Origin of the sequence: Vogesella indigofera, assembly GCF_028548395.1 — a bacterium.
Taxonomy (GTDB): Bacteria; Pseudomonadota; Gammaproteobacteria; order Burkholderiales; family Chromobacteriaceae; genus Vogesella; species Vogesella indigofera_A.
Window position 1 is genome coordinate 577,571 of the sequence record NZ_JAQQLA010000003.1, and the last position, 26,861, is coordinate 604,431.

At 55.0% G+C, this 26,861-nt stretch carries 24 protein-coding genes; 19 read left to right on the top strand and 5 right to left on the bottom strand.

What is annotated here, in order from left to right:
- Positions 1 to 8 precede the first annotated feature (8 nt).
- A complete protein-coding gene (locus PQU89_RS04690) occupies positions 9 to 959 on the bottom strand; it encodes a hypothetical protein (protein ID WP_272764832.1) in 951 nt (316 codons plus the stop codon).
- Positions 960 to 1,390: 431 nt separating this feature from the next.
- Here PQU89_RS04690 and PQU89_RS04695 point away from each other — a divergent pair, with 431 nt between their 5' ends.
- The 13 genes from PQU89_RS04695 to PQU89_RS04755 all read left to right on the top strand — a co-directional run bounded on the left by PQU89_RS04695 (position 1,391) and on the right by PQU89_RS04755 (position 18,698).
- Complete coding sequence (locus PQU89_RS04695) at positions 1,391 to 1,582, top strand: AlpA family transcriptional regulator (protein ID WP_272764833.1); 192 nt, start codon at positions 1,391 to 1,393, stop codon at positions 1,580 to 1,582.
- A gap of 401 nt (positions 1,583 to 1,983) precedes the next feature.
- Complete coding sequence (locus PQU89_RS04700; protein ID WP_272764834.1) at positions 1,984 to 2,640, top strand: inovirus Gp2 family protein; 657 nt, start codon at positions 1,984 to 1,986, stop codon at positions 2,638 to 2,640.
- Positions 2,641 to 3,424: 784 nt separating this feature from the next.
- Positions 3,425 to 3,679: a DUF4258 domain-containing protein gene (locus PQU89_RS04705; protein WP_272764835.1), complete on the top strand. Its 255-nt coding sequence runs from the start codon at positions 3,425 to 3,427 to the stop codon at positions 3,677 to 3,679.
- 11 nt (positions 3,680 to 3,690) lie between these two features.
- Positions 3,691 to 5,469 carry an N-6 DNA methylase gene (locus PQU89_RS04710; RefSeq protein WP_272764836.1) on the top strand — a complete coding sequence of 593 codons (1,779 nt, stop codon included), beginning with the start codon at positions 3,691 to 3,693 and terminating at the stop codon, positions 5,467 to 5,469.
- 11 nt (positions 5,470 to 5,480) lie between these two features.
- Positions 5,481 to 7,832, top strand: a complete 2,352-nt coding sequence (locus tag PQU89_RS04715) for a type I restriction-modification system subunit M (protein ID WP_272764837.1) — start codon at positions 5,481 to 5,483, stop codon at positions 7,830 to 7,832.
- Positions 7,832 to 9,082, top strand: coding sequence for a restriction endonuclease subunit S (locus PQU89_RS04720; protein ID WP_272764838.1), 1,251 nt, complete (start codon positions 7,832 to 7,834; stop codon positions 9,080 to 9,082). The genes PQU89_RS04715 and PQU89_RS04720 overlap by 1 nt, the downstream gene beginning before the upstream one ends.
- Positions 9,083 to 9,091: 9 nt before the next feature.
- Positions 9,092 to 12,058 carry a type I restriction endonuclease subunit R gene (locus PQU89_RS04725; RefSeq protein ID WP_272764839.1) on the top strand — a complete coding sequence of 989 codons (2,967 nt, stop codon included), beginning with the start codon at positions 9,092 to 9,094 and terminating at the stop codon, positions 12,056 to 12,058.
- 39 nt (positions 12,059 to 12,097) lie between these two features.
- Positions 12,098 to 13,180 (top strand): DUF4297 domain-containing protein, encoded by a 1,083-nt coding sequence (locus PQU89_RS04730; protein ID WP_272764840.1) that lies wholly within the window; start codon positions 12,098 to 12,100, stop codon positions 13,178 to 13,180.
- A 51-nt stretch (positions 13,181 to 13,231) separates the two neighbouring features.
- Complete coding sequence (locus PQU89_RS04735; RefSeq protein WP_272764841.1) at positions 13,232 to 14,986, top strand: coiled-coil domain-containing protein; 1,755 nt, start codon at positions 13,232 to 13,234, stop codon at positions 14,984 to 14,986.
- 234 nt (positions 14,987 to 15,220) lie between these two features.
- Positions 15,221 to 16,177 carry a DUF932 domain-containing protein gene (locus tag PQU89_RS04740; RefSeq protein ID WP_272764842.1) on the top strand — a complete coding sequence of 319 codons (957 nt, stop codon included), beginning with the start codon at positions 15,221 to 15,223 and terminating at the stop codon, positions 16,175 to 16,177.
- A gap of 3 nt (positions 16,178 to 16,180) precedes the next feature.
- Positions 16,181 to 16,627, top strand: coding sequence for a hypothetical protein (locus PQU89_RS04745; RefSeq protein WP_272764843.1), 447 nt, complete (start codon positions 16,181 to 16,183; stop codon positions 16,625 to 16,627).
- Positions 16,628 to 16,824: 197 nt separating this feature from the next.
- Positions 16,825 to 17,808, top strand: coding sequence for a YqaJ viral recombinase family nuclease (locus PQU89_RS04750; RefSeq protein WP_272764844.1), 984 nt, complete (start codon positions 16,825 to 16,827; stop codon positions 17,806 to 17,808).
- Positions 17,805 to 18,698, top strand: coding sequence for a recombination directionality factor (locus tag PQU89_RS04755; RefSeq protein WP_272764845.1), 894 nt, complete (start codon positions 17,805 to 17,807; stop codon positions 18,696 to 18,698). Before PQU89_RS04750 ends, PQU89_RS04755 begins: the two co-directional genes overlap by 4 nt.
- A gap of 164 nt (positions 18,699 to 18,862) precedes the next feature.
- Here PQU89_RS04755 and PQU89_RS04760 read toward each other — a convergent pair whose 3' ends face one another.
- Positions 18,863 to 19,210: a helix-turn-helix domain-containing protein gene (locus PQU89_RS04760; RefSeq protein ID WP_272764846.1), complete on the bottom strand. Its 348-nt coding sequence runs from the start codon at positions 19,208 to 19,210 to the stop codon at positions 18,863 to 18,865.
- Positions 19,211 to 19,411: 201 nt separating this feature from the next.
- Between PQU89_RS04760 and PQU89_RS04765 the strand changes: the two genes are divergently transcribed.
- The 5 genes from PQU89_RS04765 to PQU89_RS04785 all read left to right on the top strand — a co-directional run bounded on the left by PQU89_RS04765 (position 19,412) and on the right by PQU89_RS04785 (position 22,403).
- Positions 19,412 to 19,762 carry a hypothetical protein gene (locus tag PQU89_RS04765; RefSeq protein WP_272764847.1) on the top strand — a complete coding sequence of 117 codons (351 nt, stop codon included), beginning with the start codon at positions 19,412 to 19,414 and terminating at the stop codon, positions 19,760 to 19,762.
- A gap of 145 nt (positions 19,763 to 19,907) precedes the next feature.
- On the top strand, positions 19,908 to 20,234 hold the full coding sequence (locus PQU89_RS04770; protein WP_272764848.1) for a hypothetical protein: 327 nt from the start codon (positions 19,908 to 19,910) through the stop codon (positions 20,232 to 20,234).
- 30 nt (positions 20,235 to 20,264) lie between these two features.
- Positions 20,265 to 20,540, top strand: a complete 276-nt coding sequence (locus PQU89_RS04775; RefSeq protein WP_272764849.1) for a hypothetical protein — start codon at positions 20,265 to 20,267, stop codon at positions 20,538 to 20,540.
- A gap of 80 nt (positions 20,541 to 20,620) precedes the next feature.
- A complete protein-coding gene (locus PQU89_RS04780) occupies positions 20,621 to 21,514 on the top strand; it encodes a GTPase family protein (protein WP_272764850.1) in 894 nt (297 codons plus the stop codon).
- A 403-nt stretch (positions 21,515 to 21,917) separates the two neighbouring features.
- Entirely contained in the window at positions 21,918 to 22,403 is a 486-nt protein-coding gene (locus PQU89_RS04785) for a VOC family protein (RefSeq protein WP_272764851.1), read from the top strand.
- Positions 22,404 to 22,478: 75 nt separating this feature from the next.
- Here PQU89_RS04785 and PQU89_RS04790 read toward each other — a convergent pair whose 3' ends face one another.
- Complete coding sequence (locus PQU89_RS04790) at positions 22,479 to 22,760, bottom strand: hypothetical protein (RefSeq protein ID WP_272764852.1); 282 nt, start codon at positions 22,758 to 22,760, stop codon at positions 22,479 to 22,481.
- Positions 22,761 to 23,160: 400 nt separating this feature from the next.
- Between PQU89_RS04790 and PQU89_RS04795 the strand changes: the two genes are divergently transcribed.
- Positions 23,161 to 24,366, top strand: coding sequence for an MFS transporter (locus PQU89_RS04795; RefSeq protein ID WP_272764853.1), 1,206 nt, complete (start codon positions 23,161 to 23,163; stop codon positions 24,364 to 24,366).
- 60 nt (positions 24,367 to 24,426) lie between these two features.
- Here the strand turns inward: PQU89_RS04795 and PQU89_RS04800 are convergent, their stop codons facing one another.
- Together PQU89_RS04800 and rsxC are read right to left on the bottom strand one after the other, a co-directional pair.
- Positions 24,427 to 25,368 carry an RnfABCDGE type electron transport complex subunit D gene (locus tag PQU89_RS04800; protein ID WP_272764854.1) on the bottom strand — a complete coding sequence of 314 codons (942 nt, stop codon included), beginning with the start codon at positions 25,366 to 25,368 and terminating at the stop codon, positions 24,427 to 24,429.
- A complete protein-coding gene (rsxC, locus tag PQU89_RS04805) occupies positions 25,365 to 26,753 on the bottom strand; it encodes an electron transport complex subunit RsxC (RefSeq protein ID WP_272764855.1) in 1,389 nt (462 codons plus the stop codon). Before rsxC ends, PQU89_RS04800 begins: the two co-directional genes overlap by 4 nt.
- Positions 26,754 to 26,861: the final 108 nt, after the last annotated feature.

Here is a 26,861-nt window from a genome sequence, read left to right on the forward strand (position 1 = left end):
GTTGTAATCTATATTTCTTCTATTGCTGCGATTATTTTGTTGAATTCTTTTAAGTGTGTTTCTTTTTTGAATTCACTTTTTATTATTATTTCTAGAATTTGAGTTTCGCTAAGAAGATATTTGTTTGATAGTAATTTGAGTTTTTCCTTTGTTTCTTTTTTTATGGAAAGGCCCAGTTGGCTGATCTTTCCTGTCTCTCGTCTAATTTGTTGGCCCCATGATTTTTTTGCTGCAGCTAGAACTGCTTCGCAGAATCCAATTTGATTTCTGTTATCTACTATTAATAATTTTGCCCAATTGTCTTCTCTTGTTACGTGGGGTTGAACGAAATCTAGAAGCTTTTTTATTGCATTTTCTGCATGGTGAATTCTGTTTGGCTCTTGAGATGATGTCTCGGTTAACCAGTCCATGAGTTTTTTGATGTTTAAATAATCTTTAGTTATCCTCTCTTTGGTGGTTTTTGGAGAGGTTTTAGTTTGGAATGTATAGATATCAAGGATGCAATCTATTTTTTCTTTCATGCTTAACCCATTGGTATTTTGTATAAGGCTAGCAATTTTATAATTTGAACCGCTGCGTTCGCTTCTCCACCTGTTTTTCGGATTGTTACTGCCATAAAGTACATCGGCAATCAATTCGTAATACCATTCTTCGTTAATTGTCCAAGTGGTATCTTGGATGGTGGATGTCTGCAGGTCCAATAAAATTTGGTGGATGTTGTCTCCAGGTTTGTCGTGTTCCAGTAAATATATTGTTTTGTCTAAGGATAAACCGTCATTAAAGGCAAAAATGCCATCTACTTTATCCATGACAAATAAATCTCCTCCTTTTTGTAGCTGATCCCATGTATCCCAAATACAGAAAGCAATTCTCAGTCGTTTTTGTTTCCTTACCGTCTTAATGACAAGAAGATGCTGTGGGTGACGCTCAGGAATTCCATCGTAAAACTCGGCTGACATTGTAATTACCTCTAGAAGCAATATTGATGCTTTGTGGAAAAATTAGTGGTGTTTGAAGGCGTTTTTATGAAGCAATATGGCAGTTATATGTAATTTTTAGTGTAGTACTTTCGATGTAAAAAACACATAGATTTTCAATGGAAGTGTCGTATTTTTTAGCGGTAAGTGCCTTCATCACAACAAATTCATAGTGCGAAAGGGTTACTTTCATCAAAGTGGTCGAGGATGCGGTGTATCTGTTCACGACTTTGTAAGGTGCACGTCTGTCGTTGATCACTTTGGTGGGGACGTGATGGTGATGGGCTGGCGGAACATATGCTGAAGTTGTCTTGTTCGGTTAGTGGTATGCCTTGTGCCCACTAACTCGTTATGTCTTGGAAAAATTGACGTGGTTGCCCCATGCTTTGGATCAACAGCGCAGGGGCGCAATCATGAAAGTCATTCGTCTCAAGGCAGTAATGGAAACCACCGGTTTGGCACGCTCTACAATCTACAAATACATTTCGCTGGATTTGTTTCCAAAGCCTATTTCTCTAGGCGGTCGTAGCGTGGGTTGGCTGGATGCAGAAGTGCAGGCTTGGATCGTGAGCAAAGTGTACGTACGTGATGGCGTGAGTGAATAATGTAGCGAAACCATGGCTGATTCTGGCCATGGTTTTTTATCAGAGTACGGGTTTGCAATATTTACAGGGCTTGTGTCTAGATTTTTCGTTTATGCCCAGCGGAAATTTAATTGTTGGAGTTTCGGTATATAGTAGTATTAAGGTTTTGTTGGTTGTGGTTAGTTTTTAACAATAAAACAGTAACACTAAGAAATAACAGAAAGAGAGAAGAGAGATAAGCACAGCACCATAAGAGCGCTGGGCAGATTATCTCTAGTAGATCAGAGAGGGCCGAAGAGCCCTCTCAGGAATCGCCATCTAGGATAGACATGGCAGGGGTTTATCCCCATGCCAATGTTCAATAGCAGATGGGAAAAATTACATCACTGATTGACTTTATGTGTCTCACTAAGAGGTCAATCATGAAACGCCATCCACTTAACTCAAGCCTGCATCTCTATGAAGGGCGATTCTACAACGAAAAACCTATCCTGCATGATAAAGGGCCGTTCGTTGAAGAATATCTGGATTCTCTTGAATGGGTAATCGAAGCGGCTCTCAGTGACAATCCACGCGTCTTTGGTTTGCGCTTCGAGCTTCGTTTTCCAAATCGCATAGACTTAGATAGCAAAGTGTACACGAGTAAAGCTATCACTCGATTTATCGAGTCACTGAAAGCCAAGCTTGCTCATAACCGGCAGCAAGCGATGCGCACACGTCGCTACGTGCATGACACAGCGGTGCGTTACGTGTGGGCCTGTGAGCAGAACGACTCAGTAAACCCACACTGGCATGTGGCGATCTTGCTCAACTGGGATGCCTACAGGTCATTGGGGCGCTTTGAGCTTGGGCGCGACAACATGTACAACCGCCTAGTATCAGCCTGGGCTAGTGCACTGAAGATGACGGAGCATGAAGCGGTAGGGTTGGTTCACATACCGAACAACCCTGTATACGAGCTGCATCGTGATGATCAGGCTTCTATCGATGCTTTCTTCAAGCGTGTCAGTTATCTATGTAAGGCGGATACGAAGCAGTATGGCAATGGTAGGCATGGTTTCGGGAGTAGTCGTCGCTAGTGCTTGGTTGTGTCTATGGGCCACGGCTACGGTCGTGGTCTTTTTTACATGGTTGCTCCATCCGATGAGACATGATTTTTCATCGTCGGACATCATGGACGTAGGCGCTACTACCATAGGGTTGGAATTGCTGAGCGCGGCGGCACAGGCGGCGCTCACTTTCATGCGTGTTCTGTGTCAGCGGCATCCGCGCTTGCAGGTCATTGGACTGGATCATTTTCTGCCGGAGTGGGCTACGGCGCCTTCTACGCGTAGCTACATGACGTAGTTGCGTTGTTGCGTTTACAGGTGCGTCGCCAGGCTAGGGCATTTACAGCATGCCTAGGTATGGCCTGGATTGTTCGGTAACAAGTGCACCACCTTGTCGTCAGTCAGTATTGCATATGACTTTTCGTATGGAGACAACTGATGACAACAAAGATTTGTATGTGTTGCGGCCACGTCTTCGAGTCCCGCCCCCAAGTGCCCAACCAGTCTTACTGCTCTTCCCCTATTTGTCAGCGTGCACGGCGACAGCGCTGGCAACGAGACAGAATGCAGACCGATCCAGACTACCGGGACAATCAGTAATTCAGCCAGTGTGCATGGCTTAAACGCCCCCCCGGAATACTGGAGCTACTATCGCGACATCAATCCGAAGTGTAAAACAGCGTGCAAAAGTGGTCAGGGGTAGGGGTGATGACTTTGTCTCTCACTTTTCACTCCAATCTATTTTTTGGTATGGAGTACCTTGACAAAGGTTTGTTGTGATCCTATTGTTCAGCCCATGGCAACGGAGAACATCATGCGACTCACTCAACACGCACACCAGCGGATGACCCAGCGAGGCATCACCCGCTTGATGATCGACTTGGTTTTGGAATACGGCGAGGTCGAGCAGGACAAGGCCGTTCTGGACAAAAAGCATGCACAACAGCTGATCCAGGAACTGCAGGAAAAGCTGCGCACGGCCATGAAAATTCTGGACAAAGGCGGTTGCGTCGTCGTTGAGACGAACAACGCCGTCTTGACTACGTACAACCATCAGTCCAAGCACTGAAGGGGCCAGTCATGTACGAAAAACTGATTCACCAACTGGCCCAACTGTTGCGCGGAAACATGGTGCTGGATGAGTTCTACCCAGTCGCCTTTCAGCTCTTGGCTTGGGTGCGAGTGTCAAAGCTCGGACGTCTCACGAGGGAACTGGCCTTCAACCCCGCCGAGCCGCCTCGGGATGCCAAGCATCTGGTTTCCATCTTCACGCATATTGGTGACTCAGGGGTGTTAGGAAATGACAGTAGCGCGTTCGTCTACGTCAGCCCCGCCCTACAGCATCTGTCGCCCGCACAAGTACTGCAAGCGCTTGAAATACTGGCATCGTCAAATTTAGATCAGCCATGGGACTCGCAAAGCCTGACGGCCACGATGAGTAGTGGATTCGGTAAATGGTTTGCGGGTCTTCCCTCTGAAGTGACCAGCCTGATCACGGCACTCGCCCGAGTGGAACCATCCATGACGGTCTACATCCCCTTTGAGCAAGGCTTCCAGCTGACGGCCTCGATTCAGGAAAAAGGTGCGATGACATTTTCAGAAACGAAGATGGCATGGCCGCTTCCTTGGTTGATAAACCTTCTCTCCGATACCTCGGCCAACATTTGCGTGGGCGATAGTCTTGAGCGGCCGGGCTTCTTGGAGGATGGCCGCCTGACGCAATTTGATGTCAGCCTGGGGTTCCCCCCATTCGGAGTGAAGTACGACTCCCAGCTTACGGAACGTGATCTGTTTGGGCGTTTTCCCGAGCAGACTGGCTCGATCGCCGTTTTGGCTGTGCGTCACATTCTGGTGCGCACCAAAGAACGAGCGGTGATCGCTGTACCAAATGGGTTGTTGTTTAGCCCTGGCGCAGAGCGATCCCTCCGCGAAGATTTGCTGATTAAACGCCAGATTGAGGCGGTTATTGGCCTACCTGCGGCACTGCTACCCAACACCGCCCTTTCCTTCTCGTTGCTTGTATTGAACCGAAAAACGACCTGCGACCGAATCATGTTTGTGGACGGCACTCAGGAGACCTTGTTCAAAAAAGATGGGAAAGGGCGTGCGGTCCTGTCGGGTTGGGAACATATCGCAGCACCGGTACTGTCTGGCCACGAAGAATCCTTCGCGCGGATCGTGACTGTTGACGATGTGATCAAGAACGATGCGCAACTTCAAGTGACTCGGTACTGCAAGCGGCCCGAAGATGAAGCCATAGAAGCATTGTTGGCGAAGTATCCCAATCGGATACTCGCCGAACTTATCACGGTTCTACGTCCGCTTCCTACCTCTGGTGACGAAGGCACAGTTCCGGTGATGGAGGTGGGTCCCGCCGATTTTCCGGAGTTCGGGTACGCGCACATCCCTGGTAGAGAAATTCGGATCACAGAGGCCGCATTTGCAAAGGGTCAGAGACAGTTTCTGCGTCCTTTAGATATTGCTATCACGATCAAGGGAAGCGTGGGAAAGGTAGCAATCTTCCCCCCTGAAATCGATGTGGGTGAGAGCGCGGGATGGGTCGCAGGACAGTCCTGCCTAGTGCTTCGTGTAGATGACAAAGGTATCATCGATCCGCGTGTCCTTTTCAGTTTCCTGAAGTCGGAAATCGGCCAAGCTCAGCTGAGACAAATTGTCTCCGGCGCTTCGGTTCCGCTGATTCAGCTCAGGGAACTGGAAAAGATCAGGATTCCCGTTCCAGACCAACTTGAGCAAGAAAAGACGATCCAGGCCTTTGAAAAGATCGTTGAAATCGAGCGGCTGGTTGCGAACTTTCGTGACGAGCAACGCAAACTCAGCAATGCAATCTGGACAATTTAAAGAAGAAAAATATGGATCACTCAGTACACAATAAGATCGTCAGCTTCATCTGGTCAATCGCTGACGACTGCCTCAGGGATGTTTTTGTGCGCGGTAAGTACCGCGATGTCATCCTGCCGATGTTTGTCCTGCGCCGTCTGGATTGCTTGCTGGAGCCCAGCAAGGAAGCAGTGCTCGAAGAGGTGCGCTTCCAGCGCGAAGATGCGGAAATGGCCGACCTCGATCCGCATGGCCTGCGCGAGGCTTCTGGGTACGTGTTCTACAACACCTCCCGCTTCACACTGAAGTCCCTGCTGGGCAATCCGTCGCAGCTGGAAGCCAACCTGAAGAACTACCTCGATGGCTTCTCGGACAACGTGAAGGAAATCGTCGAGAAGTTCGATCTGCGCAACCAGATTCGCAAGATGGCGCAGTCCGACGTGCTTCACGACGTGATCGAGAAGTTCGTTTCCGAAGAGATCAACCTCAGCCCCAACGACCGCAAAGGCCCGGATGGGCGCACCCAACCGGGGCTGTCCAACCTGGGCATGGGCTACGTCTTCGAGGAACTGATCCGCAAGTTCAACGAAGAAAACAACGAAGAGGCCGGTGAGCATTTCACGCCCCGCGAAGTGATCAAGCTCATGACCAATCTGGTTTTCATCCCGGTCAAGGGTCAGCTCCCCAACCCGCTGACCATCTACGACCCGGCCTGCGGCAGCGGCGGCATGCTCACCGAGTCGCAGGACTTCATCACCGACCCCGAAGGCGAGATCAAGGCCAAGGTGGGCGTGTTCCTCTACGGCAAGGAAGTGAACCCGGAGACCTACGCCATCTGTAAATCCGACATGATGATCAAGGGCAACGACCCGGAAAACATCAAGTTCGGTTCCACGCTGGCGACCGACGATTTCTCGGGTACGCGCTTCGACTTCATGCTCACGAACCCGCCCTACGGCAAGAGCTGGAAGAGCGACCAGAAGAGCATCGTCGATGGCAAGGACGTGATCGACCATCGCTTCCAGGTCAATCTGTCCGACTACACCGAAGAAGACTTCGACTTCTACCCAGCTATCCCACGCTCCTCTGACGGTCAACTCCTGTTCATGATGGAGATGGTGGGAAAAATGAAGCGACGCAGCGACAGCCCGCTGGGCTCGCGTATCGCTTCTGTTCACAACGGCTCGGCCCTGTTCACCGGGGATGCAGGCAGCGGCGAGAGCAACATCCGTCGCCACATCATCGAGAACGACTACCTAGAAGCAATCATCCAGTTGCCGAACAACCTGTTCTACAACACCGGCATCACCACCTACGTTTGGGTTCTTTCCAACAATAAGGCAGAGAATCGCAAGGGCAAGGTGCAGCTGATCGACGCCAGCAACCTTTACCAGAAGCTGCGCAAAAACCTCGGAGAGAAGAACTGCGAATTCACCGACGAGCACATCCACCAGATCACCCAGCTGTACTTGGAAATACCGAGTGAAGGCATTTCCAAGGTCTTTAACAACCGCGATCTCGGCTACTACAAGGTCACGGTGGAACGCCCGCTGCGACTGGCTGCGCAATTCAGCACCGAGCGCATCGCCACCCTGCGCTTCACGTCGGGCATGCAGGACATCATGGAGTGGGTGTACGGCAAGTACGGCGACGAGGTTTACACCGACCTGAAGGCGCATGCCGAAGCCATCGAAGCACACCTTGAACGCGAAGAGATTGCCCTTTCACCCAAGAACCGCAAGGAACTGCGGTCCGAGGCGACATGGCGTGCGCAGTACGAAATCATGGTGGCTGCGCAGCAACTAGCCGAGAAGATCGGGCCTGAAGAATTTCTTGATTTCAACCGCTTTGAAGGCATCGTCGATGACTTCCTCAAAGCGCTGGGCCTGAAGCTGGCTGCACCTGCCCGCAAGCAAATCCTGAACGCGGTTAGCTGGCGCGACGAGCGGGCAGAGAAGGTCATCAAGAAAGTCCACAGGCTCAACGCCGCCAAGCTGAATGAGCTGTTGACCGAGCGGGGCACGACCCGCGACAAGCTGAGCGACTATGGCTACATGGCGACGCCAGTCGGCGAGTACATCGAGTATGAGCCGGACAGCGAACTGCGCGATACCGAGAACGTACCGCTAGCGCTGGATACCAGCCTGTCCGCATCCAGCGTGATTCACGACTATTTCATCCGCGAAGTGCGCCCACATGTGGACGAAGCTTGGATCGCCATTGACAAGACCGTGATCGGCTACGAGATCAGCTTCAACAAGTATTTTTACCAGCACAAGCCGCTACGCAGCCTGGAGGAAGTCACGGCGGAAATCCTGGCGCTGGAGGCGGAAACTGATGGCCAGCTGAAAGCATTGGTGAGCTTTGTGGGGAGTGCGAAGTAATGCTGTGCTACGAGAGCTACAAGCCGAGCGGTTTGGACTGGCTTGGAGATATTCCTTCCCATTGGGGGCTTAAAAAAAGCAAATTTCTCTGGCGAGAAAAGGAGGATAGATCACTGCTGGGAACCGAGGAATTACTTTCTGTTTCTCAGTATTCTGGGGTCGTTCCACGAGCTGAGGACTCCCGCAGCGAGTCCCTTGAAGATTACAAGCGGTGCAAACCGAATGACTTGGTGATCAACATCATGCTCGCGTGGATGAGTGGGCTCGGTGTAAGCAAATACTCGGGTATTGTCAGTCCGGCCTACTGCGTTTATCGCCAGCTGGAAGATCACAATCCGTGGTACTTCGATTACCTGTACCGCACTCCCCTGTATCTGGCGGAATTCGCTCGTCGATCAAAAGGTATCGTTCCGTCACGGTGGCGAATGTATACCGAAGATTTCGGGCAAATTTTGAGTTTGTTGCCTCCTCGTGAGGAGCAAGACCGTATCGTTGCTTTCCTCGACCAGAAAACCGACGAGATAGATGCCGCGATTGCGAAGAAAGAGCGGCTGATCGAACTTCTCCAAGAGCAGAAAAACATCCGGATTCATAAGGCTGTGTTGCGCGGACTCAATCCCAAAGTACCTCTGCGTGATAGCGGTGTTACATGGATTGGCGCAGTCCCGGCACATTGGAAAGTCATCCCGAATCGATTCATCTTTCGCGAGCAGAACGCACGGTCATTACGCGGTGAAGAGATACATCTGTCGATGAGCCAGCGGTATGGGTTGGTCCCAGCGAAAGAGTTGGATGTTCAAACTCTTCAGTCTGAGTCATACGACGGTGCCAAGCTTTGCCAGAAGGGTGATCTTGTTCAGAACCGTCTGAAGGCACATCTGGCAGTCTTTGCCGTTGCTCCATGCGATGGGCTGGTGAGCCCAGATTACTCGGTGTTCAGGTTACAGAAATCGGAAAGTCAGCCTGTTTACTTTGAGCGGCTTTTCAAAACGCCGAACTACCTCGGCGAGTTCAACCGTCGTGTTCGGGGCATCGTGGTTGGCTTTCTGCGACTGTACTCAGAGGACTTCAACGCAATTCCGGCGCTGGTGCCTTCATGCGACGAGCAGGCAGAGATCGTCAGATTTATCGAAACAACCAACAAAGACTTTGAAAAAATCCGGGCAAAGATTGATGCAGAAATCGTCATGTTGCGAGAGCTAAAGGCGATCACTGTGGCCTCCGCCGTCACAGGCAAAATAAAGGTCTAAGGGAGAAACATGGTCAGCCAAACCAACGAAGCAGCACTCGAAACGCACATCGAAAACGCCCTCGCCAAGGACGGTTACTACATTGGCAACTCGGCTGACTTCGACAGAGAGTTTGCCATCGACGGCAAACTCTTCTGGCAGTTTCTCGAAGTTACCCAGCCGAAGGAGCTAGCGAAACTAAAGGATCACCCGAACTGGCAGCGCCTGCTGCTGGAGCGTTTGAACAAGAAGATCAAGAGGGACAGCGTACTGGCTGTCCTGAAGAAGGGGCTGGACATCGACGATGCTCACTTCGATCTGCTCTATCGGCTGCCCTACAACGATCTGAACCCGGACGTCGTTGCCAACTTTGCAGCCAACATTTTCAGCGTCACCCGGCAGGTGCATTACAGTGAATCCGATACCTTCAAGTCGGTGGACATGGTGCTCTTCGTCAATGGCTTGGCGATTGCCACGCTGGAGCTAAAAAACCCCTGGACCGGCCAGAACGTCCACAACGCCATCAAGCAGTACCGTACTGACCGCGATCCGCGAGAGCCGCTGTTCGAATTTGGCCGCTCTCTGGTCCACTTTGCTGTGGATCCAGACGAGGCCTACATGTGTACCCAGCTGGTCGGAAATGACAGCAATTTCTTGCCCTTCAACAAGGGATTTAACTTCGGCAAGGGCAACCCGGTCAACCCGAAAGGCCACAAAACGGCCTACCTCTGGGAGGACATCCTGCCGCACCGCAGTCTGACCAACATCATCGAGCAGTTCGCTAAGTTCACGGTCGAAAAGGATAAAAAGACGGGCAAGGAGCGCAAGGCGCTGTTCTTCCCCCGCTATCACCAGCTGGATGTGGTGCGCGGCGTCCTGGCTGATTCCAAACAGAATGGCATCGGCCAGACCTACCTGATCCAGCATTCGGCAGGCTCAGGTAAGTCCAACTCGATCACATGGTTGGCCTACCAGCTGGTGGAGTTGTACGACACGGCGGGCACCGCCAACGTGTTCGATTCCGTGGTGGTCGTGACTGATCGCAGGGTGCTGGACACCCAGCTCAAGGACAACATCAAGCTCTTCTCTGAGACCAAGAATATCGTCGCCCACGCCGAGAGTGCCGCCGAACTGAAGGCGCATCTGGAGTTGGGCAAGAAGATCATCATCACCACGGTGCAAAAATTTCCGTTCATCGTGGATGGCATCGACGATCTGACAGACCGTAACTTCGCCGTCATCATCGACGAAGCCCATTCGTCGCAATCCGGCAGCGCATCCGACAAGCTGAACATGACGCTGGGGGCTGAAGACGAGGAAGTGCCGGAAGACCTCCAGGACAAGATTCTTGCGGCCATGAAGGGCCGCAAGATGAGCCATAACGCCAGCTACTTCGCCTTCACCGCCACCCCGAAACCGGCCACGCTGGAGAAATTCGGGCGGCAAGGCCCGGACGGGAAGTTCTACCCCTTCCATCTGTACTCCATGAAACAAGCCATCGAGGAGAAATTCATCCTCGACGTGCTGGAGAAGTACACGACCTACAAGAGCTACTACGAGGTCCAGAAATCAGTCGAAGAGAACCCGCTTTTCGACACCGCGAAGGCACAGAAGAAGCTCAAAGCTTTCGTCGAAGCCAGTCCCCGCACTATCGAGGTGAAGGCCAAGATCATGGTCGATCACTTCATGAGCAACGTCTGGCAGGCCAAGAAGCTCAAGGGCAAGGCGAAAGCGATGGTGGTCACGCGCAACATCGAATGCGCGATCCGCTACTTCTTCGCCATCCGCGCCGCCCTGCAGGAGGCCAACGCGCCATTCAAGGCGCTGGTGGCCTTCTCGGGCGAGAAAACCGTCGATGGCATCAAGTACACCGAGGACGGGATCAACGGTATTCCTGCCCGCGACTTGCCCGAAGAATTCGAGAAGGACGATTTCAAGATTCTGGTCGTTGCCAACAAGTACCTCACCGGCTTCGACGAGCCCATGCTGCACACCATGTACGTGGACAAGAAGCTGCAAGGGGTACTCGCGGTGCAGGCGCTGTCACGCCTGAACCGCTGCAACTGGAAGCTGGGCAAGACCGACACCTTCGTGCTCGACTTCTACAACACGGTGGACGACATCAAGGCCGCATTCGATCCGTTCTACACAGCGACGACCCTGAGCGAATCCACCGACGTTAACGTGCTGCACGACCTCAAGGATGTACTGGATAACTTCGGCATTTACGACTGGTCGGAGGCGACGACCTTCAACGAGAAGTTTTTCGCCAGTGCCGAGGCTGAGGAACTCCACCCGATCATCGATGCAGTAGTGGCTCGCTTCGATGCCGATCTTGACGACGAGCAACGGATCGACTTCAAGATCAAGGCCAAGCAGTTCGTGAAGATTTACGCTCAGGTGGCGGCCATCATCCCGTTCAACAACGTGAATTGGGAAATGCTGCACTGGTTCCTGAAGTTCCTGATCCCCAAGCTGAAGGTGAAAGACCCCGATCAGGACAAGCTGGACGAACTGCTGAACAGCGTTGACCTTTCCACCTACGGGTTGGAAAGGTCACGCCTTGAGACGAAGATTGGCCTGGATGCTTCGGAAACCGAACTTGAACCCCAGAACCCGAACGTCCGGGGCGGGCATTTCGGCGATGGCGACAAAGACCCGCTCGACGAGATCGTGCGTGCATTCAATGAGCGCCACTTCGCAGGCTGGGAAGCTACGCCTGAGGAGCAGCGGGTGAAGTTCATCAACATCGCCAAGCATGTGATGAACCACGCCGACTACAAGGCTCAGGTCGAAGACAACCCAGACAGCCAGAACCGACAACTGGCGCTGGAGCGCCTGATCCAACAAGCGATCAGCGTCGAGCGGCGGCGGGAACTGGATCTCTACAAGAGGTATGCGTCTGACCCGGATTTCAAGCGGGCGTTTGATGCGAGTATTTTCAGGATGCTTTCGTCGAAAGACATTGGCTCTCAACTCGGAAGGGGGGCCATGTGATGCCTGCCCATATTCTTAACGATTTGCGATGGTGAACCTATGGCCTTTCTCGACATACTGAACGACTCACTCACCAAGGAGCGAGGTGGAAGGCATGGCGGCAAGGGCCATGAATTTCAACGCTACTGGGCCCTTTGCCATCTCCTGCAAGTCGATCTCGAAAAGGACGACTACCTACTGCTGCTGGAGTTTATCGAGGATGTGGCAGTCCTGAATAGCGAATTCTCGCCCGGTCAAATGGAGCTATACCAATTAAAAAAGAAAGAGGGAAGCTCCACAAAATGGACAAAAACCACTCTGGCGAAACCGCCGAAGGAAGGAAAGTCCATACTGGCGAAGCTACATGACTCGAAATCTATCGCAAAAGATGAGACGGCAGCCATTGCTTTCGTAAGCAATGTGCCCGTCGATCTCACACTCAGCAGTGGCGACGATCCAACCGGACTGTCTGAGTTTTCTGCCAGTCAAATTGAATCAACGCTACTTGCCGATCTCAAATCATCGGTAGCAACGGAGTTAGGGTGCAACCTCGATGACATTGATTTTGACAACTTGAAATTCATCCGAAGCCCATTAGCAATGGATGACCTTGAAAGTCACGCAACAGGTAAGGTGGCAACTTTTCTTGCAAACAAGTTTCCTGATCAATCTCCTCGTGCAGATGTGTTGTGCAAGGCCATTTATAGCGAACTCAAAGTCAAAGCCACTTCTACGGAAGATGCCGCCACCTTCGTAGACCTGAAAAGAATTCGTGGAATCTCGAAGCAACAGTTTTCTGCGATGGTTGCGCTCACGTTATCGCGCAAATCCGACAGCGATGTAATTGATGGTTTTTTGTTTGGCCTCGCGCAGGAGAATGTTCCTTACATTCAACGTGAATCGATAAAGCGTGCAGCACGCCAGTTTGTGGTGGAAAAAGCAGGCAGGGGCAGCAGCCTGCTGTCACTGCTGCAAAAGCAGGTTGAGAAATCACTCCTGGGAATTCCCAATAATTTGGTCACATCTTGGGAGGTTGCCAATTGGATTGTTGAACAAGTACTCGCTCAGGCGGGAGGCACTGATTTCTCAATCCTCGACCGTGATTACATGATTGCCGCGACGCTCTACTGGATGAACCAATGAAACATCTGGCAAACACGATCCAACTCGTAAGAAATTTGAGGAAGGGCAAACATGACTCGTTTGCGATTCAAAAAACTCTGGCTCGTATCCGAAACAGCGCGAGCAGCACGGAACATCGAGTTTCATCAGAACAGGACGCTGCTAGTAGGCAGGAACCACACGGGGAAATCCACGGTGGTCAAGCATCTCTTCCGAACCTTGGGATGCCAGACAAGGGGGGCTAGCGATCGATGGGATAGCCTGGCCATCTCTGTTCTTGAGTTTGAGCTGGACGGTAAGCCGTACACGGCATACCGGAAAGCCAACGTTTACGCTTTGCGCGACGATGAGAGTTCGCGTGTTCGTGTGACGACTAGTTACCCTGAGTGGGCCGAAATCATGGCAGGACTATTTGATTTCCGCCTGATGCTTCCTACCCATCAGGAAACTCTGGCGCAAGCAACTCCACCTTATCTGTTTCTCCCGTACTACATGGATCAGGATGGGAGCTGGCTTCACCAATGGAATTCGTTTGACAAGCTGACACAGTTTGCGAGTTGGAAAAAGCCGCTTGCCGCTTACGTTACAGGGCAACGCCCTAATGGTTACTACCTTGCAAAATTCGAGGAATCGAAGGCCAAGGCGTCGCTGACTCAACTCAACCAAGAATTGGGTGTTGTTCAGTCAGCACTTTCGAGAGTTCGAAAAACCCTGCCACGTCCAGCCGTTCAGCTTGATACAGCAGCGTTCAAGCAGGAAATTAACGACCTGCTTCGCACTTCCACGCTTCTAAAAACTGAGCAGGAATCGTTGCGAAAGAAGGCCTTTGACTGCGCAGCCCAAAGAGAGTCCCTATCTAGCCAAATTTCGATGGCGCGTGACGCTCTTCGTGATCTTGAAGGAGATCTGAAGTACCTCACGGAATCCAAGACTGAGCTGGCAATCACTTGTCCAACCTGCGGGACAAATCACGAAAGTGGCTTCCCCGTTCGCTTGGAGCTGATTGATGACGCAGTCACACTACGGAAAGTCATAGCTGAGCTTGAAGTTGAGCATCGCAAATGTGAAGAAAAATTGGCCGATATTTATGGGAAGATAAATCGGATTAAGCGGAAAACGCTGGATATCGAGAAGACATTACAAACCAAAAAAGGGATGCTTCGCCTTCAAGACGTCGTGGACAGCCAAAGTTCTGAAGTAATCCGAGGTGCTTTTGCCAAGGACATTGACACCTTAAAGCGCCAGTTGTCTGATAAGGAAAAGATAGCTGCTGATGCCAAATTCAAGGTTGGTCAGTTTGATCTTCCTGAAAGAACAAAAGCCATCAACGACTTTTACTCAGAGCGCATGGAACTGTTCGCAAGTGAGCTTGGGGTGCATGATTTGCGGGAGGACGTAAAGAAGCGTCCTGACGCTGGCATCTCAGCCAGCGGCAGTGCGCTGCCAAGGTCACTTCTCGCTTACCAGTTTGCTGTACTCCACACAGCAAAGGAGAAGGGCGACGCAAAGCACTTTCCCGTCGTCATAGACTCCCCAAATCAGCAAGGGCAGGATGCTGATCACCTGCGCCAGATGCTCAGCTTCATCGTAAAGCGAACTCCGAATGATCAACAGCTGATATTGGCCGTCGAAGATAAGCCCAGCAACTTTAGTTTTGATGGTGGGTTGGTTGAATTAACTACGCCTTTTAGTCTGCTCGACCCCGGACAGTACGATCTTGCGTGCGATGAACTACGAGACATGGTTGTCGCTGTAGAAGCGGGGCTTGAACAACGTCTAGCAAGCAGTCGGGTTGGGGCGTTTGAGGACGACAACGAGCTTGTCTAGCGACAGTGGCGACATGGCGACACAAACGAAAAAGCCAACCCCGAACGAGGTTGGCTTTTTCAATTTTGGTGGCCCCCCGGGAGTCGAACCCGGCACCAACGGATTATGAGTCCTAGGTTCTAAAAAATTTGAGCCACATATCACCTCCTTGATACACGCCGAAGTCTGTCATGACGCACGGCAATCTTGATCTGCCCCGGCCCTTGGCCGGGGCTTTTTCATGGAGAAGGTGATATGTCACATCTGGTGGAATCGATGGCTTTTGTGGGCACTACGCCCTGGCACGGGCTGGGCAATCAACTGACCGAGCGGCAGCCGGTAGATGTGTGGCTGCATGAGGCGGGGATGAACTGGACGCTGGAATCATCCGAGGTGCTGTTCAATGTATCGAAAGATGGCATGCACATCCGCCTGCACCGTGATGCCAAGGTGCTGTTCCGTTCCGATACCTTGGCGCCGTTATCGGTGGTGTCGCCGCGTTACAAGGTAGTGCAGCCGCATGAGGTACTGCACTTCTACAACGACCTGGTGCATGCCGGGGGCTTCGAGCTGGAAACGGCGGGAGTGTTGAAGGGTGGCCGTAAGTTGTGGGCATTGGCGCGTACCGGCCAAGACACGCTGCTCAAGGGTGGCGACCGGGTCAAAGCCTACCTGTTGTTGGCCACCAGCTGCGACGGCACCTTGTGTACCACTGCACAGTTCACTTCGGTGCGCGTGGTGTGCAACAACACGCTGCAGATGGCGGTGGGCGAAACACGCGGTGCAGTGAAGGTGCCGCACTCGACGGTGTTTGATCCCCAGGCAGTGAAAGAGTCGCTGGGCATCGGCTTGTCGTCGTGGGATCACTTCATCGGCGACATCAAGGCGCTCAGCCGCCGGCCGGTGTCACCGGAGGAGGCCCGACAGTACTTTGCCGAGCTGCTTGATGAGCCGGCACAGGAAGAAAACGACGACACGGTGACCTCCCGCGCCATGCAGCAGCTGTCGCTACTGTACGGCGGTGGCGGTCTGGGTTCGCTGCTGTCCAGTAGTCGCAATACCGCCTGGGGGCTGGTCAATGCGGTGACCGAGTATGTCGATCATCGTCGCCGTGCCCGTAGTCAGGACTATCGTCTCGACTCGGCCTGGTTCGGCCAGGGCGCGCAGCTGAAAGACAAGGCGCTGCAACGCGCGCTGACCCTGCTGGACTGAGCGATGACCCGCGAACTGGACATTGCGCTGACCGCCGCCGGGCTGGTGATGGGACTGCGTGACTTCTGCGACAGCAAGCTGGCCTACGACGGCCAGGATGAACCCATTACCTTATTGTCGCACTGGGGTCGGGGCGCGTGGGAGCTGCCCGCCGAGCTGGCGCAGTACGCGCCGCTGCTGTTCCAGCTGCATACCGAACTGTCAGCGGTGCTGGAGAAGGATTTTCCGGGGATGTGGCACTACGAGGTGGTGGAGCAGCTGGGCTGGGCCATCGCCGACTGGATCGTTCAGCATGATGGTGAGGCACCAAGCCGGGCGTGGGTGGTGACGACGCTGGTGCAATTGGCCGGCCAGTTCTTCTCTCGCGCACCACCGGCGGACTGGTCCGCGTTACACGCGGTGTTGCTGCGCTACACCGCTGATCTCCCCACCGTGCTGCTGTCGGCCTGAGTCCCGTTGGCCGCGCGCGGGTGGGGCTTGCTACCGATCATTTCCTTGATCCTATCCGCCGTTGTTTCCCGTCCTGGTTGTTCATCTTCCTGCTGGTCGTTTGCCTGCTACGCGTTGTTTCTGATTTCCCCTTTCCTTTACTTGCACGCCCGGTCGGGGTTTCCCCGCCGGGCGTTATGCCGTTATGGAGGTTCATCATGCGTGAACGTTATGGCCAGGCACTGCGCCTGGCATCCACTTTGGAGCTCTCCCGCCAGCAATGGCTGGCATTACGTGGTCTGGGTATCGGCTCCTCCGATGCTGCGTCAGCAGTGGGCTTGTCACCGTACAAGAGCGCGCTGAGCTTGTGGCTGGAGAAGACCGGCCGCCGTGAGCCGGAAGACCTGTCCGAGAAACAGGCGGTGCTATGGGGCACGGTACTGGAACCGGTATTGGCCAACGTCTATGCCACACAGACCGGGCGCAAGGTGCGCCGTGTCAACGCGGTGCTGCAGCATGCCGAACACCGCCACATGTTAGCCAACCTGGACCGCGAGGTGCGTTGTCCGAAACTGGGGCAGGGCATTCTGGAGATCAAGACCGCCAGCTACCACAGTGCGCCGCAGTGGGAGGAGGGCATCCCGATTGCCTATCAGTGCCAGGTACTGCACCAGCTGGCGGTGACGGGTTTGCAATGGGCCGACGTGGCGGTGCTGATCGGTGGTCAGGATTTCCGTATCTACCGCGTCACGCGCGACGACGACAAGGTCAGCGACCTGATCGAACGGGAGCAGGATTTCTGGGCACTGGTGCGCTTCGATCAACCGCCACCACCGGATGGCTCCGACGATGCCGGCCAGGCACTGAACTGGCTGTTCCCGCGCGACAACGGCACCACCCTCGACCTGTCCGACTCCACCGACGGCAATGCGCTGTTCCACACCCTGCTGGCGTTGCGGGAACGCCGGGAAGCACTGGAACAGCAGGAGGCGCAAGCCAAGCAACAACTGCAGACGGTACTGGGCGATGCCACCGGCGCGCTGTTTGCCGAAGGGCGCATTAGCTGGAAGAAACCCAAGGACCGCGAGCAGACGGATCTGGAACGACTGACGGCCGACCATCCCGACTTGCTGCAGCAGTACCGCAAGCCGGTCAGCAGCAGTCGCCGCTTTGTCATTCACACCGAAAGGAACGCAACATGATCAAGGGACTCGCCATTACCCCGCCCGTCATCGGGCGTATCAGCATTGGCAAGCTGGTGCAGAAGGACAACAAGTGGCTGCCGGAGAAGGACGACAGCTTTACCCTCACTACCCAGGTACAGAACCGCGACGGCTGGCTGTTGCATCCGCTGCACCAAGCGCTGGTTGACCAGGCCAGCAACGGCAAGATCCGCGCCATTCCCGTGCGCCTGCTGTTCAATAGCAGCGAACTGAACCTGCGCGCCGAATACAGCGCCTTCGACCGCAGTAACGGTCGTCCGCTGTGTGTCGGCAACGGCGAAACCGCGCGTCGTAGCAGCAAAGAAGGAGTGGATGAGGTGAGCTGCGCCGAGCCGGATCGTTGCCCGTTTGGCCAGAGTGCCGGCTGCAAGCTGTACGGCCGTCTCAACGTACAGGTGGACGGGCAGCAGGATGCGCTCGGCACCTTCATCTTCCGCACCACCGGCTATAACTCGGTGCGTACCCTGGCCGCCCGGCTCAAGTACTTCGAAGCGCTCAGCGGCGGCCTGACCCACTACCTGCCGCTGCTGTTACGCCTGCGTGCCAAGACCACCACCCAGTCCTACCGTACCCCGGTGTACTTCGTCGACCTGACGTTGCGCGATGGTGACGATCTCGCCAAGGTGGTGGCGCAGGCCAAAGTGGAAGCGGAGCAGGCGCTGGAGGCGGGCATCGATAGCGTGCAACTGGAAGCCGTGGCCAAACAGCTGCTGCAGAACGGTCAATTTGAAGACACCGAGGAGGAGGTGCCGCAACTGCTGGAAGAGTTCTATCCGGACACCGAGGTCGAAGGCGAGGGCAGCAAGCCGGCCACGCCAACACGAACGACCCGACTGACACGGCAGCTGGGGAAAGCCAATCAAGCGTAGAAAACAGAACGGCGTGTTCAGCGGAATCCGTTTGAAGAAACCCGCTGTCGTTACTAAGTTGAAGGTATGTCCGGTTTCTCCTCGCTCTCCTGACGCTAGCTGCTGGTTTCATACTGGCTGGCCCTCGCTGTCCCCTACGGCGAGGGCTTTGTTTTGTCCACGATTTACGGCTGCGCCAGGCGTGTCGTCAGCTTCTCCACCACCTCGATCACCAGGGTGCGGTCGTGTTCACTGAGGTTCGCCAACAGTCGGCTCAGGTGCTGCGCCTGATCGCTGATGCGGGGACTGACTTCCGCCAGTAGCTCGGCGACGTCGCAATCCAGCAGGTTGGCCAGTTCAACCAGGCGGCCCACGGTTGGCATCACCACGCCGCGTTCCAGCCGCGACACGGCTTCAGAACCAATCTCCAGCTGCTCCGCCAGTTCCTCTTGTGTCATCTGCTTAGCCAGGCGCAGGCGGGCTATCGCCTTGCCGATCACCTTGGCCAGTGCTTTTTCATCTACATGCGGCATCGTTATCTCCATGTCCACTCAAATAGTGGATGGTCAACCGATTGACATGAAGGACTTATAGGGTTGAAACTCACCCTAAATGGTTGTTATTGATTTATTGCGTATGAGGGCCGCCAGTCTGGGCTGATGGGCCGTCAATGTTGAGATGAGGTGTTCCGCAGCGAGTGGCTGACGGGATCCTTCACGATAAGGGAGTGTGTTATGAAAAAAGTATGTGTCGTGGCCGCCTTGGGCCTGTTCGTTGCCGCTAGCGCCCATGCCGGTAGCGGGGTAGGCGCCTGCCTGTCGCCGAAGAGCAAGGTGGCAAGCGATGGCAGACTGCAGTTCCAAAAACCGGTCTACCTCTATGCCGCACCGGATCGCCAGGCGAACAAGCAACTGCTGACGTTGTTCTCGTCGCTCACCGTCACCGCGGTGGCAAAAGGAGGCTGGGTGCGTTTGGCGACGGTGCCCGACTACAGCCAGGCAGATCCGAGTGCCACGGCGGGCAAGGTCGTTGGCTGGGCGCTGGTGAGCGACTTCTCCGCCCAGGCACCGCGCAACTGCGCCTGATGCGTCAGCCGCGTGCGATGACGGTCCCTCTGCGGATTCATGTCCTGATGTGCCACGCATGAGTCGCGTATCCGCTTTCCTTCCGCACGGCCTGTCAAACCGGTGGGGCTTTGCCGCCCCGCCTTTCATCGTCTGAGGTCTTCCCATGCAAGAACGTACCCTCAAGCAGTTACTGATTTGCTTCGCCATCTTCCTGCTGCTCACCGTGATGGCGGTGTTCTCGTCATCGATCTACCTCGGCTTCTTTGGCTATGTCGCCATGCTGATCGTCGGTACCGCGACCACCAGCATTGGCGTGGTGATTGGCGATGCCATTCGCCGTGTTGCTAAACCCGATCTGGTGTTTGCTGCCGATGGGTTTGATCTGCTGCGCAAGAAAGTGTTCTGGCTGCTTGGCCCGCAGGCTATTGGCTGGTTCGTTGGCTACATCGCCTTCAAGGGCGTGATGGGCAAGTTGGGCTTTTATCTCTAGGCCGCAGGATAACCAGTAGAAAGCAATGCCATGAACAAGACCATGCTGCTGGGGCTAGCAGTGATCCTGACTGCGTGCTCTGGCGCTGAGTACAGCGATGAGACCAAGAACGGCTTCCTGCGCAGTTGTACCGCCAGTGGTCGCAGTACCCCGTTGTTCTGTAGCTGTGCGTTGGATGAACTGCAGAAGGAATACAACGAGCAGGAATTCCTTGCGATGGATAACGAAATGAAAGCGACGCAACGGTTGCCGGCGCGATTGCTGCAAAGCATGGTGCCCATCAACCAGAAGTGCAAAAAGTCGTAACGCCCACTCATTCCCGACCCCCACGCCACCTGTACGCAGGTGGCGTTTTTTATGCCGGCTTGCCGGTGGAAGGAAACCCTATGCACCAACCCAACCATGCCGTCCTGCCGGCGCAGCTACCCGATGAACTGATCCAGCTGTTGCAAGGCGCCGGTATTCGTCTGACGCTGGACGAACTGCAGCAGCTGCGTGATCGCCTCCACGCGGTGGTCAACTACCAGGCTACCATCGGTGTGATGGGCAAGACCGGTGCCGGCAAGTCCAGCCTGTGTAATGCGCTGTTTGGCCGTGAAGTGGCCGAAGTCAGCGCGGTAGAAGCCTGCACCCGCAGTCCGCAGGAAATCGATTGGTCGATCCGGAATGGCAAAGGTCTGTCGTTGATCGACATGCCCGGTGTCGGCGAAAGCGGCACCCGCCATCAGGAATACACCGCCCTGTACCGTCGCCTGCTGCCCGAGATGGATCTGGTGCTGTGGGTGATCAAGGGAGATGACCGGGCCTTGAGTATCGACGAGCAGTTCTACCAACAGGTGCTGCTGCCGGTGCTGTGGGACAGTGCCATCCCGGTGGTGATGGTGGTCAGCCAGGTGGACAAGATCGAGCCCTGTCGCGAATGGGACTGGGTGAAAAACCTGCCTGGACCATTTCAGCACCGGAACATCGATGCCAAGGTAGAGCAGGTCTGCCGCGTGTTCAAACTGCCACGCAGCCAGGTCTGTGCCATCGCCGCAGAGGAGGGTTATGGTCTGGTCGAGCTGGTAGAGAAGATCGTCACCGTTCTGCCCAACGAAAAAAAGTGGAGCTTTACCCGCGAGGCCCGGCAGGAAACGGTGTCGGAGTGTGCCTGGCGCTCGTCCAGCCAGGGCCTATGGGAAACCTTGACCTCGGCCGTGAAGGTGATTGTCAAGGAAGGCTGGGACTACCTCAGCAGCAAGCTGTCCACCCTGGCGGGCAAGCTGTTTAGCTGGTGGTAGGGCATAAAATCACCCCGGGTGGTCGGGGTGATTTTTTTTTGAATAAATGGTTGAGGTGAAGCCAAAGTAATCTTGCCGTCACCATCAGGATTGCCTGCAAGAACCTGGGAAGAGCAATGTGAGTTGCTTGGGGTATGTGTGTCTGCTCAGTTAGCGGGGGCGGTACGAGTTTTTTCTGCAAAAATCTAGAAAACAGTTCTGCTTGAGAGTTGATGCCCAGGATGACTTTTACCCACTACCGCAAGCATTGCTTTTTCGATGGACACCGGCCTCTGGCCCCTGAAAGGGGTTGATGCCGGCATTGTCGCCCCGCTGGCTGTCAACGCTCTTCCAGGCTCCCGCCGGCGCCGGCAAGGTCTACGCTTTAAGCAGTCGGCACGCGCCGCAGCCCCCCGGGAGAACCATGATGCTCAGCAAGAATACGATCTGCCTGTGGTACGACGGCGACGCCTTGGACGCCGCCAGTTTCTATGCCCGCACCGTCCCCGACAGCGCCATCGGCGCCGTGCACCATGCGCCGGGCGACTACCCCGCCGGCAAGCAGGGCGACGTGCTGATGGTGGAGTTCACCGTGGCCGGCATCCCCTGCCTAGGCCTGAATGGCGGCCCAGGCATGCAGCACAGCGAGGCATTCTCGTTCCAGATTGCTACCGACGACCAGGCCGAAACCGACCGCCTGTGGCACGCGATCATCGACAACGGCGGCCAGGAAAGCGCCTGCGGTTGGTGCCGCGACCGCTGGGGCCTGTCCTGGCAGATCACCCCGCGCGCGCTGATCGCGGCGGTGACCGACCCAGACCCGGCAGCTGCCAAGCGCGCCTTCGAGGCGATGATGGACATGACGCGGATCGACATCGCCGCGATAGAGGCGGCGCGGCTGGGCCGCTAGCCGACAATGTTGGCCGCAAGGTCGGCGCCAGCATGCAAATCACCCGGCCACTCGGCGAGGTGATTTGCATGCTCATCACTGCCTTGCCTTGAAGTCCCGAACCATCTCCTTCGTCACATCGCTGGCATAGCAAAGCGGGGATTCTCCACCGGGTCGGCTGTAAGCGCTCCTTCTGCCACATGAACGGCCATTGCTTGTCGTGTTGTATGGACAGGGGCAATTGCCATAGTAGCTGTCGATCGACTCCTGAATGATGGCCTGCTTGATCTGCTCATCTGACATCGCTTTCTTCGCATGAACCGGCGGCGGCGCCATCAGCATGACCAGCAGCACAATCCATAACTTGATACTTCTCATAACTCGTCCTGAGCCTTCGTTTTTGCTGTATGTGACATGGTAATATAATTCCATTGTCAATGTATTGAGGGGGCGTCATGAGCTTCGTCCTCGCTACCACTGAAAACATCGTGCGCTGGTATCAATGCAATCACGACACCTTCATCGTCCATGAGGGCCGGTGTCACTGGTGCGGGGCTATCCAGCGTGCGAGGTATGTGGGGAGGCCCTCCGCCAGGAAGATCAGGATAACGGAGGGCTAAGCAGCTATCACCACTACCAATTTGAGAAGGTAATGCGTGGATAACGTGACTAAATCAACTCAACGACAAAACCAAGACTACTCAACCGGCCCAGATAGACCAGTCATCGTGCAGGTAGAAATTGAGGACACACTGAACAATTAGGAGCGGTTCATCTGATGCCCCAAACCTCGTCAACATTCAGGCAAATGCCTGCCGGCATCTGGATACTCGGCTTCGTTAGCATGCTGATGGATGTCTCCTCTGAAATGATCCATAGCCTGCTGCCCCTATTCATGGTGGGAACATTGGGCGTCAGTGTCTTCATGGTGGGACTGATAGAAGGTCTGGCCGAATCCACTGCGCTGATCATCAAGTTTTTCTCTGGCGCACTTAGTGACTATCTGGGCAAGCGTAAAGCACTCGCCGTATGTGGTTACACCCTGGGCGCTCTGACCAAGCCACTCTTTGCGATCGCTTCAGCAACCGAAATCATACTCACAGCTCGATTGCTGGACCGAGTTGGCAAGGGCATACGTGGAGCGCCACGGGATGCGTTGGTGGCGGATATTGCACCACCATCGATGAGGGGGGCAGCGTTTGGGCTTCGCCAGTCGCTGGATACGGTCGGGGCCTTCCTCGGTCCGCTGCTGGCGGTTGGGCTGATGCTGCTATGGGCTAATGATTTCCGTGCCGTATTCTGGGTCGCCGTCATTCCCGGACTACTTGCGGTGGCACTATTGCTGTTCGGAGTGCACGAACCAAAGCCGCACCTCGGCAAGAAACGTACTGTCCCGGTTCGTAAAGAGAGCCTAAGTCGTTTGAATGGCGATTACTGGTGGGTAGTCGGAATCGGTGCTGTGTTTACGCTGGCAAGATTTAGCGAAGCATTTCTAGTGCTACGAGCGCAACAGGGGGGCATCCCGGTTGCCCTGATACCACTGGTGATGGTAGCGATGAATCTGGTGTACGCGGTTTCCGCGTATCCGTTTGGCCGGCTGTCGGATAGCATGAGCCACTCGATGCTCTTGTCGCTAGGGTTGGTCGTGCTGATTGCGGCCGATTTGGTATTGGCCATCAACGATCATTGGTTGAACGTCGTCCTTGGTGTCGCCTTGTGGGGCATCCACATGGGGATGACTCAAGGCTTGCTTGCCACCATGGTGGCTAATACAGCGCCTTCAGATCTCCGCGGCACCGCCTACGGCTTCTTCAATTTCATTGCTGGCCTCGCCATGCTGGCGGCCAGTGTGGTCGCCGGTCTCCTATGGGACAACTTGGGAGCCTCATTCACTTTCTATACAGGAGCTGGCTTTTCTGTACTGGCATTGGGCGGTCTCGTACTGAAAGCCCGGCGGTCAACCCAGGCTCGAATGACGTCCTGAACCACTCTAGGTTAGTTGGAACATCGTGGCAGTTCCAGGAGCACCGGAAGACCTAAGGTTTTATGAGGGTGCCTGCCACCCGCGCCCTGGCGGGTTGAGATATCTTGCCCATTGATTGAGCTGTGGCACCAGCAGGTTGGCCGCCAGTACCGCAAAGCACAGTCCATCAGCGTAAAGACCAAACTCGCGGACTAGCTCAGTGATCATCCCGATCAGGACACCAAAGAAGATACGGCCCAGCCGGCAATCCGGGCTGGTAACCGGATCCGTGGCGATAAAGAAGGCGGCAAACAGGTAACCGCCAAGGGTCAGGCTGTGCAGGCTTTCCGGGAGCGTATGGCCTGCCAGCATGCAAAGCAGTACCGAACTGCCCATCATGGCCAACGGGATTTCCAGTCGGCTGACACGCAACAGCCCCAGAATCACTCCGCCTGCCAAATAACCTGCCCAAGAGAGGTAGGGAGCAGGTGCGTCGAGTAATTCCGTGGCCAGGGGCGTCGCACTGCTAAGTGCATCCAACTGCAGCGGCGGTACGATCTGCAGTTGTTGCTGCAACACCGCCGAGAAATCAAGATAGGCACTCCACGGGCTATGAAAATTCGGTGCCGGATACAGAAACTGGAAGAAGCAGATCGCAACAACGCCCAGCCCCGCCATCACCGGATTCAGGCGATTCTTTCCCAGTCCGCCGCTGCCATGCTTGACCAGTCCGAGCGCAACCACGGTTGCCAGCAACATCAGCCATGCTGGCACCAGCAAGGGGAGCGCGCGTGACATCAAGCAGCCACAGAGCAACCAGCTCATGTCGCCTAGCCCGTGAGAAAGCGATTGTCCACGCACGCGTAGGCAGATGGCCTCCACAAGCAATGCAAACAGGACGCACCAAGCAGTCTGCAACCAGACTACCGGGCCAAATTGCCAGGCATGCAACAACGTGCCAGGAATCAGCGCGATCACCACGGCAAGCATGATGCCCGGTACGGTCTTCGGCTGCAGTTTCATGCCCGTACCCCTAACCAAATAGTGCGCTTGGCGTGGCGAAAACTGTCACGTAACGGCAGGCTGCTTGGACATACTTGGCTGCAGGCACCACATTCGATACAAGCTGTCAGTTTTTCCTGCTGCAGCAACGCACGGTTTTCTTGTTCGTAGGCGCTTAGCAACTGTAGTGGCCGTAGCGCCATCGGGCAGACGTCAACACAGCGGTTACAACGGATGCAGGGACGTGTCGCGGCACGGGGAGGAAATAGGGACTCGGAGCGGGCCAGCAGACCGCTCGTGGTTTTGCTGACCACCGCGGCAGAATTGGCCAGCACTCGCCCCATCATCGGACCGCCAACCTGAATGTCACCGGTGCCATGGGGCTGTGCTGCAGCCAACAGGGTAGAAATTGGAAGCCCGATGGGCACTTCAATATTGCCCGGGCTTGTTACCGCGCCACTCAGGGTAACGATGCGGCTGACTAGCGGCTCGCCGTGCAGTAGTGCACGCCCCAATGCATACACCGTCGCGACATTGAGAACGAGGACGCCGACCTCTGCCGGTAACCGGCCAGGGGCCAGTGTGCGGCCAGTTAGGCTTTTTACCAGCAAGGGTTGGCCGCCGGCCGGGTATCGTAGTGGCAGGGCATGGACTTCGATACGACGATCGGTGCTGACTAAAGCTTGCTGCAAGGCGGTCATCGCCTGCGGTTTGTTGGGCTCAATGCCGATACGCACTTGAGTGATGCCGTACACCTTGGCCAATAGCGCGGCAGCAGCCACGATGTCGGCGGCACGCTCTTGCATCAGCCGGTCATCACAGGTGAGAAACGGCTCGCATTCGGCACCGTTGATCAACAGCATGTCGAGAGGATGCGCCGTGCCGGCCAGTTTTATCCCGGTGGGGAAACCCGCGCCACCCAGGCCAACCAATCCCATTTGCAGCGCGAACTCGGCCAGGGCAGGCACCGTGAGGGGGTGAGGGGGAAAACGAGGTGGCGCCCAACGCTCTTGTCCATCTGCCGCAATGTGAACGGCAGGCAGGGGCTGGTCACCATCGGCAGGGTGACAGGCATCGATTGCGACCACGGTGCCGGAAGTGGAGGCGTGCGCCCAGACGATCGCTGTGCCCCCGTGTCCAATCACTTCCCCCTTGAGCACTCGCTGCCCGATGCGGACGCAAGGCTCTGCAAGGCTACGGCCATGCTGCAGCGGTACCGCCACAACCTGATCGGCAAGCGGCAGCGTACGGATGGGAAGTTGATTGGACAGTTGCTTGTGCCCGACCAGTTTGATTCCGCCACGCCAGGCTGTATTCGCGGTACTACGGCTGAAAAAGGATGATAACTGGTGCCAGTTGGCGGGAAGCATACCCCGGGCAAACCGGAGTGGGGTGGCAAGCAGCATGGCTAGTCATCATGGCAGGTTGAGTTTGCTCCCGAGCCTAAGCAAGCGAGCATTTTGTGGAGTGCCGATTCTAGTCTTAACAACAATTCAAATACAAATCGTTATCAT

Excerpts from the sequence above, each read along its gene's own strand:
- PQU89_RS04770 (WP_272764848.1), top strand. The coding sequence starts at position 19,908 with ATGCAAGAACGTACCCTCAAGCAGTTACTGATTTGCTTCGCCATCTTC.
- PQU89_RS04710 (WP_272764836.1), top strand. The coding sequence starts at position 3,691 with ATGTACGAAAAACTGATTCACCAACTGGCCCAACTGTTGCGCGGAAAC.
- PQU89_RS04750 (WP_272764844.1), top strand. The coding sequence starts at position 16,825 with ATGCGTGAACGTTATGGCCAGGCACTGCGCCTGGCATCCACTTTGGAG.
- PQU89_RS04760 (WP_272764846.1), bottom strand. The coding sequence starts at position 19,210 with ATGCCGCATGTAGATGAAAAAGCACTGGCCAAGGTGATCGGCAAGGCG.
- PQU89_RS04695 (WP_272764833.1), top strand. The coding sequence starts at position 1,391 with ATGAAAGTCATTCGTCTCAAGGCAGTAATGGAAACCACCGGTTTGGCA.
- PQU89_RS04780 (WP_272764850.1), top strand. The coding sequence starts at position 20,621 with ATGCACCAACCCAACCATGCCGTCCTGCCGGCGCAGCTACCCGATGAA.
- PQU89_RS04795 (WP_272764853.1), top strand. The coding sequence starts at position 23,161 with ATGCCCCAAACCTCGTCAACATTCAGGCAAATGCCTGCCGGCATCTGG.
- PQU89_RS04730 (WP_272764840.1), top strand. The coding sequence starts at position 12,098 with ATGGCCTTTCTCGACATACTGAACGACTCACTCACCAAGGAGCGAGGT.
- PQU89_RS04715 (WP_272764837.1), top strand. The coding sequence starts at position 5,481 with ATGGATCACTCAGTACACAATAAGATCGTCAGCTTCATCTGGTCAATC.
- PQU89_RS04725 (WP_272764839.1), top strand. The coding sequence starts at position 9,092 with ATGGTCAGCCAAACCAACGAAGCAGCACTCGAAACGCACATCGAAAAC.
- PQU89_RS04740 (WP_272764842.1), top strand. The coding sequence starts at position 15,221 with ATGTCACATCTGGTGGAATCGATGGCTTTTGTGGGCACTACGCCCTGG.
- PQU89_RS04785 (WP_272764851.1), top strand. The coding sequence starts at position 21,918 with ATGATGCTCAGCAAGAATACGATCTGCCTGTGGTACGACGGCGACGCC.
- PQU89_RS04700 (WP_272764834.1), top strand. The coding sequence starts at position 1,984 with ATGAAACGCCATCCACTTAACTCAAGCCTGCATCTCTATGAAGGGCGA.
- PQU89_RS04745 (WP_272764843.1), top strand. The coding sequence starts at position 16,181 with ATGACCCGCGAACTGGACATTGCGCTGACCGCCGCCGGGCTGGTGATG.
- PQU89_RS04735 (WP_272764841.1), top strand. The coding sequence starts at position 13,232 with ATGACTCGTTTGCGATTCAAAAAACTCTGGCTCGTATCCGAAACAGCG.
- PQU89_RS04790 (WP_272764852.1), bottom strand. The coding sequence starts at position 22,760 with ATGAGAAGTATCAAGTTATGGATTGTGCTGCTGGTCATGCTGATGGCG.
- PQU89_RS04775 (WP_272764849.1), top strand. The coding sequence starts at position 20,265 with ATGAACAAGACCATGCTGCTGGGGCTAGCAGTGATCCTGACTGCGTGC.
- PQU89_RS04765 (WP_272764847.1), top strand. The coding sequence starts at position 19,412 with ATGAAAAAAGTATGTGTCGTGGCCGCCTTGGGCCTGTTCGTTGCCGCT.
- PQU89_RS04690 (WP_272764832.1), bottom strand. The coding sequence starts at position 959 with ATGTCAGCCGAGTTTTACGATGGAATTCCTGAGCGTCACCCACAGCAT.
- PQU89_RS04800 (WP_272764854.1), bottom strand. The coding sequence starts at position 25,368 with ATGAAACTGCAGCCGAAGACCGTACCGGGCATCATGCTTGCCGTGGTG.
- PQU89_RS04720 (WP_272764838.1), top strand. The coding sequence starts at position 7,832 with ATGCTGTGCTACGAGAGCTACAAGCCGAGCGGTTTGGACTGGCTTGGA.
- PQU89_RS04705 (WP_272764835.1), top strand. The coding sequence starts at position 3,425 with ATGCGACTCACTCAACACGCACACCAGCGGATGACCCAGCGAGGCATC.
- PQU89_RS04755 (WP_272764845.1), top strand. The coding sequence starts at position 17,805 with ATGATCAAGGGACTCGCCATTACCCCGCCCGTCATCGGGCGTATCAGC.
- rsxC (WP_272764855.1), bottom strand. The coding sequence starts at position 26,753 with ATGCTGCTTGCCACCCCACTCCGGTTTGCCCGGGGTATGCTTCCCGCC.